Source organism: Sphingomonas sp. UYAg733, from assembly GCF_054057355.1.
Genome location: NZ_JBSRZE010000009.1, coordinates 96715 through 113517, shown reverse-complemented (window position 1 = coordinate 113517; position 16803 = coordinate 96715). Strand labels below are relative to the sequence as shown.

Here is a 16803-nt window from a genome sequence, read left to right as displayed (position 1 = left end):
CACGATCTACGTGGTTTCCGACACTGATCGCGCGCGGTCGCGCCCGGTACATCCTCACTGGGGAAAGCCATTCCGATTAAGGGTAACCAGTGTGAACCAGACCAAGACAGGTGACATGCTCACCACGCGAACCGGTTTCCGTTTCCATGTCCGGCCCGCTTTGTACGAGGACGATGGAACGCTGAAGGATTTCTTTTCGCACGTCACCCGCGCCGACCTGCGCTTCCGTTTCCTGACTGGCCTGAACGAAGTCGGCGCGAGCCAGATCACCGCGCTGACTCATCTCGATCACGACCATGCGGAAAACTTCCTCGCCTTTACTGCCGACGGGTTGATGATGATCGCGACCGGCATGCTCGCGTGCGACACGAGGTTCGAGCATGGCGAGGTCGCGATCGCGATCCGCGAGGATCACAAGCGTCTCGGGATCAGTTGGGAATTGCTCGCCTATATCGCCCGCTATGCGGAGTCGAAGGGGGTGCACACACTAGAATCGATCGAAAGCCGCGACAATCACCAGGCAATCGAACTGGAACGCGACATGGGCTTCACTGCCGCGCCCTATCCCGGCGACCCGACCCTGATGCTGGTCAGCCGCCAGCTCGACCGGCGCTGACAGGTGATCGGAAAACACGCGTTATTGCGGTGCGGGGTCATGGTCGCACTGATGGGAATGACTACCGTTGCGACCGCGCAAACGCCGCCGGCATCGACCGATGGCGCGGTCGAAGCGCTCAAGCCCGGAGAGTTCCTGTGGGCACCGGACATCGCGCCGGACGGGCCGGTGACGATGATCGTCGGTCTCAAGACGCAGCGCGCCTATCTCTATCGCAACGGCCTCCCGATCGGAGTTTCGACGATATCGAGCGGGCGGCCCGGTTATCGAACCCCGACCGGCATCTTCACCATCCTGCAAAAGGATGCGGACCACAAATCCAATCTCTACAAGGATGCACCGATGCCGTTCATGCAGCGGCTGACCTGGGGCGGGATCGCGTTGCACGCCGGCGATCTGCCCGGCTATCCCGATTCCCACGGCTGCGTGCGGCTGCCCTTGGCATTTGCCAAATTGTTGTTCGGGGTCACCCGCCTGGGCCTGACCGTCATCATCACGGATAACGCGCAGGCGCCGGAAATATCGCCCGCGCCGGGCATCATCGCCGCAACGCCGGACGATCCGCGCCAACCTCCCCAAAGCTATATCTGGCAGCCGGACAGGTCGCCCGCAGGACCCATCTCCGTTGTCGTCAGCGGGCGAGATCGTCGCGTTGTGGTGCTGCGCAATGGCATAGAGATCGGATCCGCAGCCATCACGATCGATGGCCCGGTCGAGACGACGGAGGCTTTCACGTTGAAAAGCATCGATCCGGCCGGCATCCGCTGGCTGCGTCTGCCGCTGCCCGGAAAGCCAAAGCCGATTGCGCCGGAACTCACCCCGATCGAACGCGCCCGAGCGCATCTTCCCGAAGCCTTCCGCCTCCTGCTGGACGGTATTTTGAGTCCGGGCACAACCTTGCTGGTCACGCGCGACTCGCTTCGCAGCAGCGGCACCGGCACGAATATCGTTGTGCTTGCGGCGGACGGCAAAGGAACTGCAACGCCGTAAATCGGCCGTGAAGGTCAGTTTTCCGGAGATTTGTGCCGGTGCCGCCGCTGCACATCGGCTGCACGCTTTGACTCGATTCAGCTGGTGCTCGGACATCGTCACGTCGAATTCGTCAATGATCAGGCGCTGCGCGATATGGGCGGATAGGTCCGTATGCCCTCGACCACCGGCACCGGTCGCGCGCACCGACCTTCATCGGCGGGCTTGTAGCTGTCGGCACAGCCGATCGCGAAGGTTGGAATCTCGGCTGTTCTGGACGGAATCGTTCAAAAGCGAACTTGTGCTTTCAGATCACGTCGGCGTCAGCACTGATGCGACGATCGCTGCCGCTTTGGCATAAGGCGCATAGAAAGCATCGATCATATCGCCTTGCCCACGAACGACCACCCCGCGCTGGTTCGAGAATTCGCGGAAGCCCTCGATCCCGTGATGTCGCCCCATGCCGCTCATGCCCGACCCGCCAAAGCCCATCGACGGCAGCGCGCTTTGCACCGCGCATGTGTTGATCGCTGCGCCTCCGGACGTGGTCGCGGCAAGCACGTGGTCGGTCACCACCGGATCATCGCCGAACACGTAAAGGCCGAGCGGGCGGTCCCCGGCGTTGATGCTCTGGATCGCGTCATCGAGATTGTCATAGGGTACGACCGGTAGAATCGGCCCGAAAATCTCCTCGCGCATGATGCGCAGGTCACTGGGCGGGTCGAGCACCAGCGACATCGGCATACAGCGGGTCGCGCGGTCGGGCGTGTCGTCTGCCTCCAGTGTGACGATGCGGCTCTGGCGGTCCCGCGCTTCGGCCAGCATGTCGGCCATCCGGTCGAGATGGCGCTCCGATATCATGCCGGTGCATTCGTCGCCGCGCGCATAATCAGGCGCGGCTTTCGCCATGAATGCCGCAGCGAGATCAACGAACGCGTCCAGATCCGCCCGCGGCACCAGCGCATAGTCCACCGAAACGCACATCTGGCCGTTCTTGATGATCTTGGTGCCGATCACCGCCTCGACGCTCGCCGCGGTCACCGACCCAGGCGTCAGCAAAGCGGGGCATTTGCCGCCGAGTTCGAGCGTGACCGGGGTCAAATTCGCCGCCGCCGCCGCCATCACCTGGCGCCCCACGCCTGGGCTTCCGGTGTAGAGCAGGTGATCCCAGGGCACGCTGGAAAAGGCGCGCGCCAGATCGACGCCGCCGACCGCGACCGTGACAAGCGACGGATCGAACGTCGCTGCGATCATTTCGCTCAGCAGCTCGGCACAGGCCGGCGTATATTCCGAAGGCTTCAGGATCACGCGGTTGCCGGCTGCCAGCATCTCGGTCATCGGCCCTACCGACAGGTCGAATGGAAAGTTCCACGGCACGATATTGCCGATCACGCCTTTGGGCTGACACTGGACATAGGCGCTGGCCGAGCCGAACAGCCCGGCATCCATCTCGCGCGGGCTGGGGCGCATCCATTGGTCGATATGCTCAAGCACATATTGCGCGCGGCCGATCACGCCGAGCACCTCGATCAGGTCGGAAGCGGGCACCGGGTGCGCACCGAAATCGCTGGCGACCGCTGCGCTGATCCGCGCGCGATTGGTGACCATCATGCCGATCAGCGCCTGCAGCCGCTCCTGCCGCTCGGCCAGGGTCGGATTGCGATTGGCGGCGAACGCGGCGCGCTGCACCCCGAAGGCGCGGGTGAGTTCGGCGATCGCCGGCATATCGTCGGCAACGGGCGTGGCGGCATCGAGAATGGACATATCGGTTTCCTGATTTTCAGCCGGCGGCCTGCATCGCCGCAAGCAGGGCGGTGCGTTCTTCGCGGACGGTTTCGGGTTCGCTGACGACCTGTGCGTGGAAGTCGCGCAGCTCCTCCGGAATATACCAGTGCAGCGTGTCGGCATGATAGGCGGCCCACACCGTTTCGGCGACTTCGCGCGGCTTGACCAGGCGCCACATGCCGGCGGGGGGCGCCATCCGGCGCATGCCATCCGACAGCAACGGCGTGTCGATCAGGCCCGGGAGGAGATCGGCCGCGCGAACGCCGTAGCGCTTGAGCTCGATCGACAGCGCTTCGGTCAGCCCGCGCACCGCGTGCTTCGTGGCGGAATAGACGCCGATCCCGGCGGTCCCAAATATCGCCGACGAGGAAGATGTGGTCAGGCACAATGAACCGGGCGTCCGGCGCAACAACGGCACCGCCGCGCGAACCCCGATCATCACCCCGAGAAAGTTGATGTTCACGATGCGCAGGATGTCGTCCCAGCTCTGTTCGTCGAGCAGGCCACCCGCGCCGATACCGGCATTGTTGAACATCAGGTCCAGCGTTCCGCCGGTTGCTTCGGCGAATCCCTGCATCGCCGTCTCATAAGCGGCCGGATCGGCGACATCGAGCGTCGCGAACAAGCCGTTCGCCGCGCCGATCTCCTCCCTCAGCGCGTCGAGCCCGGCTGTATTGACGTCATAGGCTCCCACGAACCAGCCCTTTTCGGCAAACAGTAACGCTGTTTCGCGGCCCATGCCGGATGCGGCCCCGGTGATGAAGATCGACTTGCGCTTCTGGTCGTCGCTCATGATTTTGTCTCCTCGCGCGCATGGGCGCCGTTCAATTCCATTCCGGCCAAGTCGCCCTGCTCGCGCCATGCCTCAAGCAGTTGGACGAAGGCGATCGGCCCAGCGCCGAACGGCACGCTGCGCGCGCCCGCTTCGGAGGGCCGGCCTTCATTGTTGTAATAGCCCGGCGTGCAGGTCTCGGTGAATTTGCGGCGACTTTCGCCCATCCGCACGATCGCCTCGACCCAGTCACCCTCCGCCTCGGCGGTTGGTTCGATCGTGGCGATACCGTTCGCGGTGCAATGCTCGACGATGTGCGCGAGATGCCGGGTCTGCTCGCTCAGCATGTGCGGGAAATTGGGCGACATGCCCGATTGAGCCTGGCTGATGATGAAGCAATTGGGGAAGCCGCGTGTGTGCATGCCGTGCAAGGTCGACAGTCCGCCTGCCCATTTGTCGGTCAGCGACTGTCCGCCGACGCCGTGTATCTCCACGCCCGATCGCTTGGCATAGCTGGTCGAGACTTCGAAACCGGTGGCGAAGATCAGGCAGTCGAGCGGATATTCGATGCCCGCGACCACCACGCCGGTCGCTGTGATGCGCTCGACCCCGCGGCCGGCGGTATCGACCAGCGTGACATTGTCACGGTTGAACATCGACAGATAATCGTCGTGGAAACAGGGGCGCTTGCAATACAGGCTGAACCACGGCTTCAGCGCCTCCGCAGTTGCCGGGTCCGCGACGATATCGTCGATCCGCGCGCGAATCTGGGCCATCTTCTCAAAGTCGGACTGCTCGAGCAGCGTACCCGGATCGAGCCCGTCTGGATTGTCGGCGAGCTTCGCGCGTACCGCCCGCGCCAATACCGTCCAGCCATCTGCAACCTGGTCGTCGTGCGGCAACTGGGCTGTGAATTGCGCGGTGAAATTGGCCATCCGTTCCTGCTGCCAACCCGGCTGCAGGCTCGCCGCCCAGACCGGATCGGTCGGCGCATTGTCGCGCGCATCGACCGAGGATGGCGTGCGCTGGAACACGAATAATTGTTCGGCCGATCTGGCGAGCGGCGGTACGCACTGAACTGCGGTCGCACCAGTGCCGATGATCCCGACGCGCTTGTCCGACAGGCCAGTGAGCGGCTCGCTCGCGCTGCCGCCGGTATATGAATAATCCCAGCGGCTGGTGTGGAACGCGTGGCCGGCGAACGTCTCGACGCCCGGAATGTCGGGCAGCTTGGGCCGGTTAAGCGGCCCGGTGGTGAGCACGACGAAGCGCGCCCGCACATCGTCGCCGCGATCAGTGCGAACACGCCAGCGTGCCGTCCCGGCATCCCAATCGAGCGCCGTGACCTGGGTAGAGAACAACGCCTTGTCGTACAGGTCGAAATGCTCGGCGATGCGGCGGCAATGGGCGCGGATTTCCGCCGCCTTCGAATAGCGTTCGACCGGCATGTACCCGGTCTCTTCCAGCAATGGAAAATAGATGTAGGATTCGATATCGCACGCCGCTCCCGGGTAGCGATTCCAGTACCAGGTACCGCCGAAGTCGCTGCCCGCATCGGCGATGCGGATGTCGGTCAGGCCAGCTTCGCGCAACCGAGCCGCGGTCAGCAATCCGCCGAATCCGCCGCCGACGATGAACACATCGACGTCCTCGGTCAGCGCCTCGCGCGGCGGCGCGCTGCCATAGGGATCGACCAGCAGGTGCGAGAAACCCTGCTCCACGTCGCGATATTGCCGCTCGCCCGGATCCGCCGCCGTGCGGCGATCGCGTTCGAGGCGATAGCGTTCGCGCAAGCTTTCGATGTTCAAAGTTTCGGTATCTGCCATGTCGTATCCATTCGATAATCAGGTGCCGGCAAGCGGCGTGCCCGCCACGACCTTGGCCGCGGCGAGCCTGCGAAGATTGTCCTCGTGATCGCTACGTTCGAGCCGATACAGGCTGAGCACCGCGATCATGCCGAGCCACAAGGCGAGGATGGTGGGAACATAATAGGCGCCGAGCCGCCATAGCGTGTCCGCCGACACCTGCCCCTGCCGCGCGCCGACCGGAAAATCCGCCAGCGTCAGGATCAGCGAAGCGGCGATCAGACCAAGCCCGAGCACGGTCTTGCGCACGAAGGTGACCGCAGCGAAGAACACGCCTTCCGAGCGACGGCCGGTGCGCAGTTCGGATTGATCGACCAGGTCGGCGATCATCGCCGCGGTCAGGATCTGGAAACAGATGATCAGCCCGGTATCGAGCGTGTTGGTCACGAACACGAGCCAGAACACCGCCGGGTCGCCATTCTCGGGCAGAACCCCGATCAGGCGCAGGACGATCGGCAGGGGGGCGCCCAGAAATGCAATCAGCCCGATGATCATCGCGCCACGCTTCTTGCCCATCCGCCGCGACACGATCGGCGCGATGCCCGAACCGAGCGCGGCCGACACGAACACGCCGACGACGATGATGCCGATCTGTGCCGAATTGAAGCCCCAGAAATAGGTCGTGAAGTAGAATGTCAGCGATGCCGCCAGCCCGGTGGCGATCGCGCCCAGCATCGCGGCGGCGAACAATGCGACGAACGACCGGTCTGCCAGAGTCTGGTACATCTCTCGGAAGATCGTGGTCACCGTTATGCGGCGTTTGGGCGGGGCAGGGCTGAATCCTGCGATGCGCGAATGCGTGCCGATTGCCGAGACCATGATCGCGAAGAAGATCAGCACCGCGCAGATCACACCGTACTGCACATAGGCCTCGCGGTTGAACTGCCCGTTGGGGATGGTGGCGGTCACTGCGGCGGGGAAGATCACCGCGAACATCAGCACAGTCATCACATTGCCGCCGCTCCAGCCGAAGAACAGCCGCCAGCTGAGGATCGACGAGCGTTCGTCATAATCATCGGCGAGTTCGGGCGCGAGCGCGCTGCTCGGCGTCTCATAGAATGTCATGAAGATGCGGATCAGGACGCCGAGCACGAGCAGGTACCAGAAGGTCTGATGCAGGTCCCATCCCGCCGGGGGATTCCACAGCATGAGATAGGATAGCGCGGCCGGCAGCGCCGCTGCATACATGAACGGGTGTCGCCGCCCCCAGCGCGACCGCAGATTGTCCGACCAATAGCCGGCGATCGGATCGATGAACGCGTCGATCATCAGCGAAGCGGTGATCGCCAGCCCGACCAGCCGGGCGTCGATCCCGATCACCTGAGAATAGAAGATCAGCAGGAAATAATTGAAACCGGTTTCGGTCACCCCGCTCGCCATGCTGCCAAAGCCATAGGCGAACTTGGTCGTGGTCGACGGCCGTGCGAGCGTCGGCTCGGCGTAGATCGCCGGGTTAAGGCTCATTGGTTTCGGCCGCCACGCATCGCAAAAAATGCCCGTTCAAAAAAATGGCAGGTGCGGGTTCTCGGTCCGCACCTGCCAGGAGGAGAGCTCAGAACTTGAAGCGAACCGTGGCGCCATAGGTGCGCGGCTGGTTCCTGTATCCGAACACGCTGCCGCTCTGTGCGACGCCGTCGAATATCGCGGTGAGGTAGCGGTTGTTCGACAGGTTGCGGCCATACACGGACAGCTCGATGCCGTTGTTCAACTGCAGTGTCGCCGCCGCGTTGAATTCATTGACTTCGCGCGTATAGCGTCGCCCGATGGCCAGCGCGTTGGTGTAGTTCGGCACGCCGCCGGTCGTCGTAACGAAACCGGGCAGTCCTTGTACGACCTGTGTATCGCTCTGGAACTGATAGTCGCCGCGCAGGATGAACTTCATCCCGTTGTCGAACTTGTGCGTGAAAGTGGCACCAGCCGAGGTCGATAGCGGCGATACCCCGGCCACTTCCTGGCCCGAAATATTGCCCACCGCCGAATTGGCGAACGAGTCGAACTTCGCGTCGAGATAGGTCACGGCAAGGAACAGCGTCAGCGGATCGATCGGCGTGACCGTCCCTTCCAGTTCGAAGCCTTGCGTCGATTGCTTGCCGGCATTGGACAGCACGAAGCCGGTGCCGGTGAAGACATTGCCCTGGAAGCCCTTGATCGACTGTTTGAAGGCCGCGAAGTTGAACGACACGCGGGCGAAATTGCCCTTGATGCCGATTTCGTAGGATTCGGCGTTTTCCGGTCCCGCGAAGCGCGATCCAGTGGTCAAATTGGGTATTGCGAGACCGGCTGTACGGATCGGCGAACTGGCCGGGGACGACACCGGCGAGCCGGGGATGAAGTCCTGCGGCGAAGGCCGTGAATCGCGCGAAAGGTTGAACGAGCTAGCCTTGAACCCGGTCGCGTAGGTGGCATAGAAATTCAGTTCGCGGCTGAGCTTGTACGACGCGCGCAAGGTGTAGGAAAAGTCGCTGTCCCGTGTCTTGCCGTCTTCCACCGCGTTCGGAAAATTGAGGAACGGTGGCAGGAACTGCAGCGCGCGCAGCGGCAGCAGCGGATTGGCCGGAGTGTTGGCGAGCGCGGGCGGCACGCCGAGCGCCACGCCGAGCGCCACCAGATCGATCGCCGAGAATGGTTCGGTCGTGCGAACCGCCGATGTCACGTCCTTGCGGTCATGCGTATAGTTGAATCCTGCCGTCAGCGTCAGTCGATCGGTTGGCGTGAAATCGATCGTGCCGAACGCCGAATAGGCCTTGTTCTTGAACAGGAAATTGTCACTCGTCCCCTGGCCAGCCTGAAAGAATCTCCGGCCGACTGCGGGCGCGCCGCCGATGATTCCCTCGACCGCACTCAGTCCGCCCTGGCTGAGGATGTTGAGATAGGGCCGCGCATCCCGGCCGAGAATGACGTCGTTATTGAAATCGATCTTTTCGTTGAAATAGAACCCTCCAACCAGGAAGTTCAGCGGACCGTCGAAATCGGATGCGAGGCGCAATTCCTGAGTGAAGGTGTTGATCTTCGTATTGCTGGCCTGCGAGATGATCTCGGCTGCCGTGAAATCGCTATCGTCTGCGGTGCGTGTGCGAACTTGGCGATAGGCCGTGATCGAGGTGATCGAAACTTTGCCGAGATCATAGTCGATCTGCGCCGAGCCGCCATAATTCTGGATATGGTTTTCGGGCAGACGATTAAGGTTGATCGTCGTCGAAAAAGGAGCGTTCGGAATCACCGCGGGCGAACCGATCACCGCGCTCAGGATAGGCCCGGTCGGACCATTCAGCACGTTCGGCGCACCGCAGCATTTTTCGTCGATCTTGCTGTAATCGCCGATCAGCCGGATCGACAGGTCGCTTGATGGTTCGAACAGCAATTGCGCGCGCGCATCCCAGCGGTTGCGATCGTTGATATCGGCATTGCCCTGGTTCGCGACGTGGTAGTAGCCGTCACGCCGATTATAGCCACCGGCCAGGCTGAAGGCGATCGTCTCGCTGAGCGGGCCGGTGATGTCCGCCTTGGCGACCACCGTATTGTAATTGCCATAAGTGCCCGACACCGAGCCGCCGAATTTGAATTGCGGCTTCTGCGTGACCACGCTGATCACGCCAGCCGATGCGTTCTTTCCGAACAGCGTCGATTGCGGCCCGCGCAACACTTCGACGCGCTCGATATTGGGCAGATCGGTAATCTGCGCGGCGGAACGCGACCGGTACACGCCATCGATGAACACGCCGACCGATGGCTCGATGCCCGGGTTGTTGGCGCCGTTGCCGAAGCCGCGGATCAGGAATGTGGTCGCCGCGCTGTTCTGATTCTGGCTGACGCGAAGCGAAGGAACGACCGATTGCAGGTCGATCAGGTCGCGGATCTGCGCCTGTTCGATGGTCGCGGCGGTCGTCACGGATACGGCGATCGGCGTGTCCTGCAACGTCGTCTCGCGCTTCGACGCGGTAACGATGATGTCGCCATCGCGTTCATTTATCGGCGCGGATGCGGCATCGCCGGCCGGTGCTGTCGCTGTCGGTGACGGCGCGGCCGACTGGGCCAGTGCCGGCATGCTGGCGCCAAGCGCTAGAAGCGAAAGTCCGGAGGCGTAAAGAGTGCGCATTTCAATCTTCTCCCAGGCTGCGGGCGCCATGTCCTGCCGGCGCTTTGCTGTGTCATTCTATTTCATAATTAGAAATCTAATTCAAGGTAGAATTTATGCAATCTGCGCTTGCGCTTCCGGGTCGTGAAAGCGCACAGCCTCGTGATGACAAAAGCGCAGCGCACCGCGATGGGGGCGAACGACGATGTGCAGGCGGCCGAATCGGCACGCCCGTTCGCGCGCACGCGAAAATCGGAAAAAAAGCGGCACGCAATCATTCGCGCGGCCACCGATATCATCAACGCCAAGAGCTATGCGCTCGCGACGATGACGGAAATCGCGGCGGCGCTCGATCTGCGTGATGCGACGCTCTATTATTATTTCCCGAACAAGCAGGCGCTCGCCTATGCCTGTCACTGCCGCTCACTTCAGACGTTCGAGCGCTTGCTGCACATGGCTGATGAGCATGGCGGGCAGGGCGGGGAAAAGCTTGAGCGCTTTCTAAGTGGTATGCTGGAAGATGCCGAAATCCATGGCGCGCAGATCTACTTTGGCGACTATACCTATCTCGAAGCTGAGCAATGCGCGGTGATCGCCACTTGGCTGACGCGTCTCACCTCGCAACTCGAAGATTTTCTCAAGGCAGGCATAACCGATGGTTCGATCATGCCGTGCGAGACCCAGCTTGTCGTGCAATTGCTGGTCGGGATGCTGATGTGGCTGGCAAAATGGGCGCCTTCGGTCAAGGGTATGACGACCACTCGGCTAATGATGGCGATCAGTGCATTCAGTCTCGACGGTCTGAGGAACGTTCCGACCGCAACTTGATGCCCCGGCAATTAGTCATGGTCCGCGATCAGGTGCGTGCTGCGTATCACCGTGGACCAAGGAAACGAACGGTTAGGAAATAGCGCATTGGTGGTCGAATTACCTCGGGCAATTTCGTGTATGGATGCAATTTAGCGACCGGCATCCCAGCGCTCATCGTCAAGGATCGGCCTGATATCCAACCTTGCTGCTCATCTACAATGAAGCAGCCCTTGTGGACAATGATCGTTGGACTCGTCGAGCCAATTCAACAGGAGGAAGGAATGACGGGCGAAACACTATTGATTGCCGATCCAGTTCCCTTCGTAAGACTGCTGACCATAGATCGCCCCGACTTTCGCAACGCTCTTGCGACGCCTCTTCTTTGCCAGATAGCAGATGCTATCAAGGCGGCCGATGTGGACGAAACCGTGCGCGCGGTCGTCATCACTGGCGGCAGCACGATCTTCGCCGCAGGCGCTGATATCGGCGAGATCGCCATGCTCGGCGACGACGAACCATTGAAGAGTGAACGCTTCCTTGCCTGGCAGGCAATCCGCGGCTTTCGCAAACCGATGATCGCTGCGGTCGAAGGCTGGTGCCTTGGCGCCGGTATCGAACTTGCCATGGCATCCGACCTGATTATCGCCGGCGCCGATGCTCAATTCGGGCAGCCCGAGACTAATCTCGGCATCATCCCGGGTGGTGGCGGCACGGCTCTGCTGACCCGCCTTGTAGGTCGCTCATTGGCGATGCGCATGATCTTGACCGGCCGACCTATCGACGCGACGAGCGCCCTGGAGGCAGGGTTGGTGGCAACGGTCGTCGCAAAGGGAGACGCTACCTCCGTTGCTGTTCAACTCGCAGCCGAGATCGCCGCACGACCACCGCTCGCAATGGCGGCAGCCAAAGCCAGCGTGCGTGACGCATTTGAGCTTTCGCTGTCGGAACATTTCGGCGCCGAGCGGAAACGATTCATCGCCTTGCTTGGTAGCCATGACAAGGCCGAGCTATTTCTGGGGACTGACGCCGGCGCAGATCTCGCTTCTGGTCTCCGGAAGCTTCGTGTCGGCGGCGGTCGCGCTGGCCTTGGCGCCGCGGCTGTCGATCTGGTTCGACAAGCGCCGCGCCGCGATCGGCACGACCTGCGCGATCCTCCTGACCACGCCGGTGCCCCTGTTGCTCAGCCTGTTCGGACTGTTCCCGGCTAATGGATCGCCGGCATTGATGCCGTTGCTGCTGACCTCCGGCATCGTCTCGACCGCGCTGCTCATCATTCAGGGCATTTTGTTCACCGCCATGCTCGCCGATGTGGTGGAGGAGAATGAAGTGCGCACCGGCCTGCGCGAAGAGGGCGTGTTCTTCGCCGCCAATACCTTCGTACAGAAATGCGTATCGGGGCTCGGCGTGTTCACTTCGGCCGGTTTGCTCGCGCTGGCGGGCTTTCCCGCGCGCGCCGCACCCGGCAGCGTGCCGGGTGAAACGCTGACGCGGCTGGCGATCGGCTATGCGATACTCTTGATGGTGCTCAATCTGTGCGCGATCGGCTGCATCATGCTTTTCCGGATCACGCGCGTGACCCACGCGCAGAATCTCGCCGTGCTGGCGACGCGCCGCGTTGCGATGCCTGGCGGAGACAATTCATGACCGAATCGCGCTTGGTCGCTGCGGAACGGTCGGAATATTCGCCCGTCTACAAGCGCACCGTGCTTGGCCTGTTGGTCCTCGCTTATACCTTCAATTTCATCGATCGGACGATCATCGCTTCGATCGGTCAGGCGATAAAGGACGATCTCAAGATCACCGATACGCAGCTCGGCCTGCTCGGGGGCCTCTACTTCGCACTGCTCTACACCATCCTCGGTATCCCGGTGGCGCGGTTTGCCGAACGCTTCTCGCGCGTCAACATCATCACGGGTGCGATCGTCATCTGGTCCGGTTTCACGGCGCTGTGCGGCTTGGCGGGAAGTTATGCGGCGCTCGCCGCCTGCCGCTTTGGCGTCGGAGTCGGCGAGGCGGGCCTTTCGCCGCCGGCCCATTCGCTGATCAGCGACTATTATCCGCCAAACAAGCGCGCATCGGCCTTGTCGATCTATTCGCTCGGCGTGCCGCTCGGCGTCCTGGTCGGGGCGGTGGCGGGCGGCTGGCTGGCGCAGAATTACTCCTGGAGGATCGCTTTCCTCGCGGTCGGCTTTCCCGGATTGCTGGTCGCGCTGGCGCTCAAGCTTATCGTCCGCGAACCTCCACGTGGAAATTCCGACGTGGCGACGCCATTGGCCACGTCGATGCCAAAACCGGCCGCATCGCTGCGCGGTGAATTACGCGAAATCGCCAGCGTCGCCGGCATCCTGTTCGGGCGCTGGCCGATTCTCAATATGGTGCTGGGGATCACGCTGATCTCGTTTGCCGGTTATGGCGGCGGTCAATTTGTACAGCCTTATTGGATTCGCGCGTTCGGGCTCGATTATGCGCAAGTCGGGTTGATCACTGGGCTGATCGGCGCAAGCAGCCAGGCGGTCGGCGTGATCCTGGGCGGCTTTGTCACCGACCGGCTGGCGAAATCGGGCAGGGCGGCCTGGTACGGGCTGGTGCCCGCAATCGGCATTGCGCTCGCCTATCCTTTCATTGTCGGCATCTACACCGCTTCGACGTGGCAGGCTGCGGCGTTGTGGCTCGCATTCCCGGGCGCGCTTTCCTATGTCTATATGGGCCCGACGTACGGCGTGATCCAGAACATGGTGCCGGTGACGCGGCGGGCGACCGCAACCGCTGTATTATTCTTTGTCCTGAACCTGATCGCGCTGGGCGCCGGTCCGCCGCTCACGGGCTGGCTGATCGATCATCTGGCGGCATTCCATTACCTCAACCCAGCAAACCATGACGTCATTCCGGCACTCACAAACCTGTTCGCGGTCGATGCCGACGGCTTCCAGCTGTCCTGCCCCGGTGGTGTCGGACCGGTGGGCGCCGGGGCTATGGCGGACCAATCCTGCAAGGCGGCCGTTCGCCTCGCCACCCGGCAGGGCATATTGCTTGCTTACGCGGTCGGGCTGTGGGGCGCACTACACTATCTGCTGGCATCTTTTGGCCTGCGAAGCGCGCTGGCGAAAGCGCGTTTGGAGCGCGGCGAGGGTATCTCGCCATTATGATCGAGCGCCTCCGCTTCGAATGGAGACGGAGGCGCCGGTTAACGATGGTGTCGACCGGCGGGTTCGGGAGACATTGTCCAACACCAGAACTATTCCTGTACTCAAGGCCAAACTCACGATGGTCGATGCGAGGGGAGGGCATAGCCTTCCTGCCTTCCACAGCGACAATTAACATGCATTCAAGCCGGCGTTAGATGGCGCCAGCGTTGTGCATTTCGATCAGCTTTTCGGGCATTTCGCGACAATATTGGCTTCCGCGCCGCTGCCCAGGGCAACCCGCGACAGGCTGAAACCCAAACTTCCGTCGGTCACCAGGCGAAAGGGGGCGGTGATGCGAGTCATATCCGCGCCGGTTGCGAAACACTTCAGCGGTACCCCCAGCACACGCCACTGGCCGGGCGCCAGTTCGGCGAGCTCGGACAGGCGAAGCGGGCGCCCGCAGTCCGATCCGTCGCACCGAAGCGACATGGTAACGGGTGCCGAAGGAGGCGTATCGATCCGCATGGTGGCAAGCAACATGACGTCGCCGTTGGTCTCTCGCGACAGGTCGACGGCATCGTGCGTATTGATCTCGATCGCCGATCCGCCGGGACCGTCGGCGATGGCGAATTTTCGCGCACCTTCCTGGACGCCGTGATCGGTCGCGGTGACGATCGCCCGCCCCGAAAGGCCGGTGGCCGGGACTGTCGTCACGCGTAGTGAATCGCCGCCGTCGATCTGCGAGACGGTCAGCGACCATGACGCCGTCGCTATGCCCTTATCGAAATAGGCGCCGCCCCCGCTGCCGTCGTCGGCGACTTGACTATCCTCCAACAGCGCTTTCCATGGTTGCGGTCCCTCAGCGTAAGTCAGCCCATAGCCAAAGGGAAACAGCACAGGCCCGCCATGCTTTGCCGTCGCCGGCCAGGCCGTTGGCAGGCGACCCCGGAAGTCGAAGGCCGGTGCGCCGTTCTTGCCTGCGAACAACATGTCGGCGACGCCCGCGCCTTCGGATCCCGGCAACCAAGCGGTAACAAGGGCATCCGCCCCATTTAGCGCTTCATTGATATAGAGCGGCCGTCCGGTGATCATGACCGCGACCACCGGAATTCCCGCCGCTTTGAGTTTGCGCATCGTTGCGAACGGCCGACGCAATTCGGGGCGCAGCTGGAGCGACGGAATATCTCCCTGGAATTCGGCGTAGGGCGTTTCGCCAAAAATTACGATCGCGGCATCGGGACGCCGTTTATAATCGCCTTCTGGGGCCAGTTCGGCGCTGCCGCCCGCTGCGATGACCCGTTGCTCGATGCCGCGCCACAGCGACGTAGCGCCGGGGAAATTGCCGTTGTTAAGTCCCGTGCCTTGCCAGCTGAGGGTCCAGCCACCCGACTGGCGGGCAATGTCGTCGGCGCCGTCCCCGGCGACGAGAATATGCGCCTGCGGTTTGAGGGGAAGGATGCCGGTGTTTTTGAGCAGGACAAGCGACTTGCGAACGGCTTCGCGCGCCACGGCTCGATGCTCGGGCGCGCCGAGCAGATCGTAATGGCCCGAATAGGCGCGCGCGGATGGCTTGCCCGCTTCGAACAGACCCAGGCGCTGCTTGACGCGCAAGATACGAGCGACCGCATCGTCGAGTCGCGCCATTGGAATTGTGCCATCCTTCACCTGGGCCAATGTGCTTGCATAAAGTGCGCGCCAGCTGTCAGGGGCCATGAACATATCGATACCGGCATTGGCCGCGACGGGGCAGCTGGCATTGCTGCAACCCGCGACCTGCCCATGCGCGTTCCAGTCGGTGACGACAAAGCCACCAAACTTCATCCGGTCTTTCAATATGTCGGTGATCAGCCCCTTGTTGCCGGCAATCTTCACGCCCTGCCAGCTCGAGAAACTGGTCATGACGGTTGCGACACCGTTTTCGATCGCTGGAATATAGGGCGCACCGTGGACGACGCGCAGTTCACGTTCGGAAATGACGGCGTCGCCCTGGTCCTTGCCGCCCTCTGTCGCGCCGTCAGCGAGGAAATGCTTGGTGCTTGCAGCGACATGCGGCCCCGCAAGAATTGGCGTGGTCGATGGCGGCCCTTGCAATCCACGGATCATACGGCCGACATAAGAGGTAACGAGCGCGGGATCGGACGAATAGCCTTCATAGGCGCGCCCCCAGCGATAATCCTGCGGGACGGTGACGGTGGGGGCGAAGGTCCATTCCTGGCCTGTAACGCGAATTTCTATCGCCGTTACCTGACCAATGCGTTCGATCAGATCGGGGTCGCGCGCGGCGCCAAGGCCCACATTGTGAGGGAACAGGGTGGCTCCGACGATATTGCTATGGCCGTGCACGGCGTCTGTGCCCCACATGATCGGGATCGCCGGCTGACCCGGTGCGTGGTCCATCGACGCCGCGTAAAAGGCGTCAGCCAACGCCAGCCAGTCACGCGCGGGAGCGAGATCATTGCCGCGGGGTCCCGAGTTCCCGCCGTTGAGCACTGAACCGAGATGAAACATGCGCACATCATCGGGTGTCACGCTGCCGATATCAGCCTGGATGATCTGCCCGACCTTCTGTTCAACTGACATTTGGGCGAGCCGCGCCTGAACACCCGCTTCGCCGCCGGGAGAAACGACTCGCGGATAGGCCACTTCGGGCCATTGTCCGGGATGGACCATGGCTGGTGCCTTCGCGGGATAGTGATCATGCTGCGATGCCAATGCTGTCGGCGTCAAGGTTCCAACCAGAGCGGAGAAGATGGCGTAACGCACTGTTCTAACGAGCATAAAGTCAC

11 protein-coding genes and 1 pseudogene are annotated in these 16803 nt (G+C 62.3%); 6 read left to right on the top strand and 6 right to left on the bottom strand.

Annotated features, from left to right (window positions below; translation table 11 throughout):
- Positions 1 to 91 precede the first annotated feature (91 nt).
- Positions 92 to 616, top strand: coding sequence for an N-acetyltransferase family protein (locus tag ACVWZA_RS15455; protein ID WP_457312145.1), 525 nt, complete (start codon positions 92 to 94; stop codon positions 614 to 616).
- A gap of 3 nt (positions 617 to 619) precedes the next feature.
- On the top strand, positions 620 to 1606 hold the full coding sequence (locus ACVWZA_RS15450; RefSeq protein WP_457312144.1) for a L,D-transpeptidase: 987 nt from the start codon (positions 620 to 622) through the stop codon (positions 1604 to 1606).
- Positions 1607 to 1897: 291 nt separating this feature from the next.
- Here ACVWZA_RS15450 and ACVWZA_RS15445 read toward each other — a convergent pair whose 3' ends face one another.
- The 5 genes from ACVWZA_RS15445 to ACVWZA_RS15425 all read right to left on the bottom strand — a co-directional run bounded on the left by ACVWZA_RS15445 (position 1898) and on the right by ACVWZA_RS15425 (position 10103).
- Complete coding sequence (locus ACVWZA_RS15445; protein ID WP_457312143.1) at positions 1898 to 3349, bottom strand: aldehyde dehydrogenase family protein; 1452 nt, start codon at positions 3347 to 3349, stop codon at positions 1898 to 1900.
- 16 nt (positions 3350 to 3365) lie between these two features.
- Entirely contained in the window at positions 3366 to 4163 is a 798-nt protein-coding gene (locus tag ACVWZA_RS15440; protein ID WP_457312142.1) for an SDR family oxidoreductase, read from the bottom strand.
- Entirely contained in the window at positions 4160 to 5968 is a 1809-nt protein-coding gene (locus ACVWZA_RS15435) for a flavin-containing monooxygenase (protein WP_457312141.1), read from the bottom strand. The genes ACVWZA_RS15440 and ACVWZA_RS15435 overlap by 4 nt, the downstream gene beginning before the upstream one ends.
- A gap of 18 nt (positions 5969 to 5986) precedes the next feature.
- Positions 5987 to 7471 carry an MFS transporter gene (locus ACVWZA_RS15430; RefSeq protein ID WP_457312140.1) on the bottom strand — a complete coding sequence of 495 codons (1485 nt, stop codon included), beginning with the start codon at positions 7469 to 7471 and terminating at the stop codon, positions 5987 to 5989.
- Positions 7472 to 7559: 88 nt separating this feature from the next.
- Positions 7560 to 10103 carry a TonB-dependent receptor gene (locus tag ACVWZA_RS15425; RefSeq protein ID WP_457312139.1) on the bottom strand — a complete coding sequence of 848 codons (2544 nt, stop codon included), beginning with the start codon at positions 10101 to 10103 and terminating at the stop codon, positions 7560 to 7562.
- 144 nt (positions 10104 to 10247) lie between these two features.
- Between ACVWZA_RS15425 and ACVWZA_RS15420 the strand changes: the two genes are divergently transcribed.
- From ACVWZA_RS15420 to ACVWZA_RS15405, 4 genes and pseudogenes are all read left to right on the top strand, one after another.
- On the top strand, positions 10248 to 10910 hold the full coding sequence (locus ACVWZA_RS15420) for a TetR/AcrR family transcriptional regulator (protein ID WP_457312182.1): 663 nt from the start codon (positions 10248 to 10250) through the stop codon (positions 10908 to 10910).
- Between the two features lie 200 nt (positions 10911 to 11110).
- Positions 11111 to 11818, top strand: a pseudogene (locus ACVWZA_RS15415) (enoyl-CoA hydratase-related protein); the annotation flags it as partial.
- A gap of 67 nt (positions 11819 to 11885) precedes the next feature.
- A complete protein-coding gene (locus ACVWZA_RS15410) occupies positions 11886 to 12536 on the top strand; it encodes an MFS transporter (protein ID WP_457312138.1) in 651 nt (216 codons plus the stop codon).
- Complete coding sequence (locus tag ACVWZA_RS15405) at positions 12533 to 14038, top strand: spinster family MFS transporter (RefSeq protein ID WP_457312137.1); 1506 nt, start codon at positions 12533 to 12535, stop codon at positions 14036 to 14038. The genes ACVWZA_RS15410 and ACVWZA_RS15405 overlap by 4 nt, the downstream gene beginning before the upstream one ends.
- Positions 14039 to 14257: 219 nt before the next feature.
- Here ACVWZA_RS15405 and ACVWZA_RS15400 read toward each other — a convergent pair whose 3' ends face one another.
- The gene (locus ACVWZA_RS15400; RefSeq protein ID WP_457312136.1) at positions 14258 to 16795 is read right to left on the bottom strand and encodes a glycoside hydrolase family 3 protein; all 2538 of its coding nucleotides are present in this window, start codon (positions 16793 to 16795) and stop codon (positions 14258 to 14260) included.
- Positions 16796 to 16803: the final 8 nt, after the last annotated feature.

Bases quoted from the DNA above. Each gene is read 5' to 3' on its own strand.
- ACVWZA_RS15405 (WP_457312137.1), top strand. From the start codon at position 12,533: ATGACCGAATCGCGCTTGGTCGCTGCGGAACGGTCGGAATATTCGCCC.
- ACVWZA_RS15445 (WP_457312143.1), bottom strand. From the start codon at position 3,349: ATGTCCATTCTCGATGCCGCCACGCCCGTTGCCGACGATATGCCGGCG.
- ACVWZA_RS15425 (WP_457312139.1), bottom strand. From the start codon at position 10,103: ATGCGCACTCTTTACGCCTCCGGACTTTCGCTTCTAGCGCTTGGCGCC.
- ACVWZA_RS15420 (WP_457312182.1), top strand. From the start codon at position 10,248: ATGACAAAAGCGCAGCGCACCGCGATGGGGGCGAACGACGATGTGCAG.
- ACVWZA_RS15430 (WP_457312140.1), bottom strand. From the start codon at position 7,471: ATGAGCCTTAACCCGGCGATCTACGCCGAGCCGACGCTCGCACGGCCG.
- ACVWZA_RS15435 (WP_457312141.1), bottom strand. From the start codon at position 5,968: ATGGCAGATACCGAAACTTTGAACATCGAAAGCTTGCGCGAACGCTAT.
- ACVWZA_RS15400 (WP_457312136.1), bottom strand. From the start codon at position 16,795: ATGCTCGTTAGAACAGTGCGTTACGCCATCTTCTCCGCTCTGGTTGGA.
- ACVWZA_RS15440 (WP_457312142.1), bottom strand. From the start codon at position 4,163: ATGAGCGACGACCAGAAGCGCAAGTCGATCTTCATCACCGGGGCCGCA.
- ACVWZA_RS15410 (WP_457312138.1), top strand. From the start codon at position 11,886: ATGACAAGGCCGAGCTATTTCTGGGGACTGACGCCGGCGCAGATCTCG.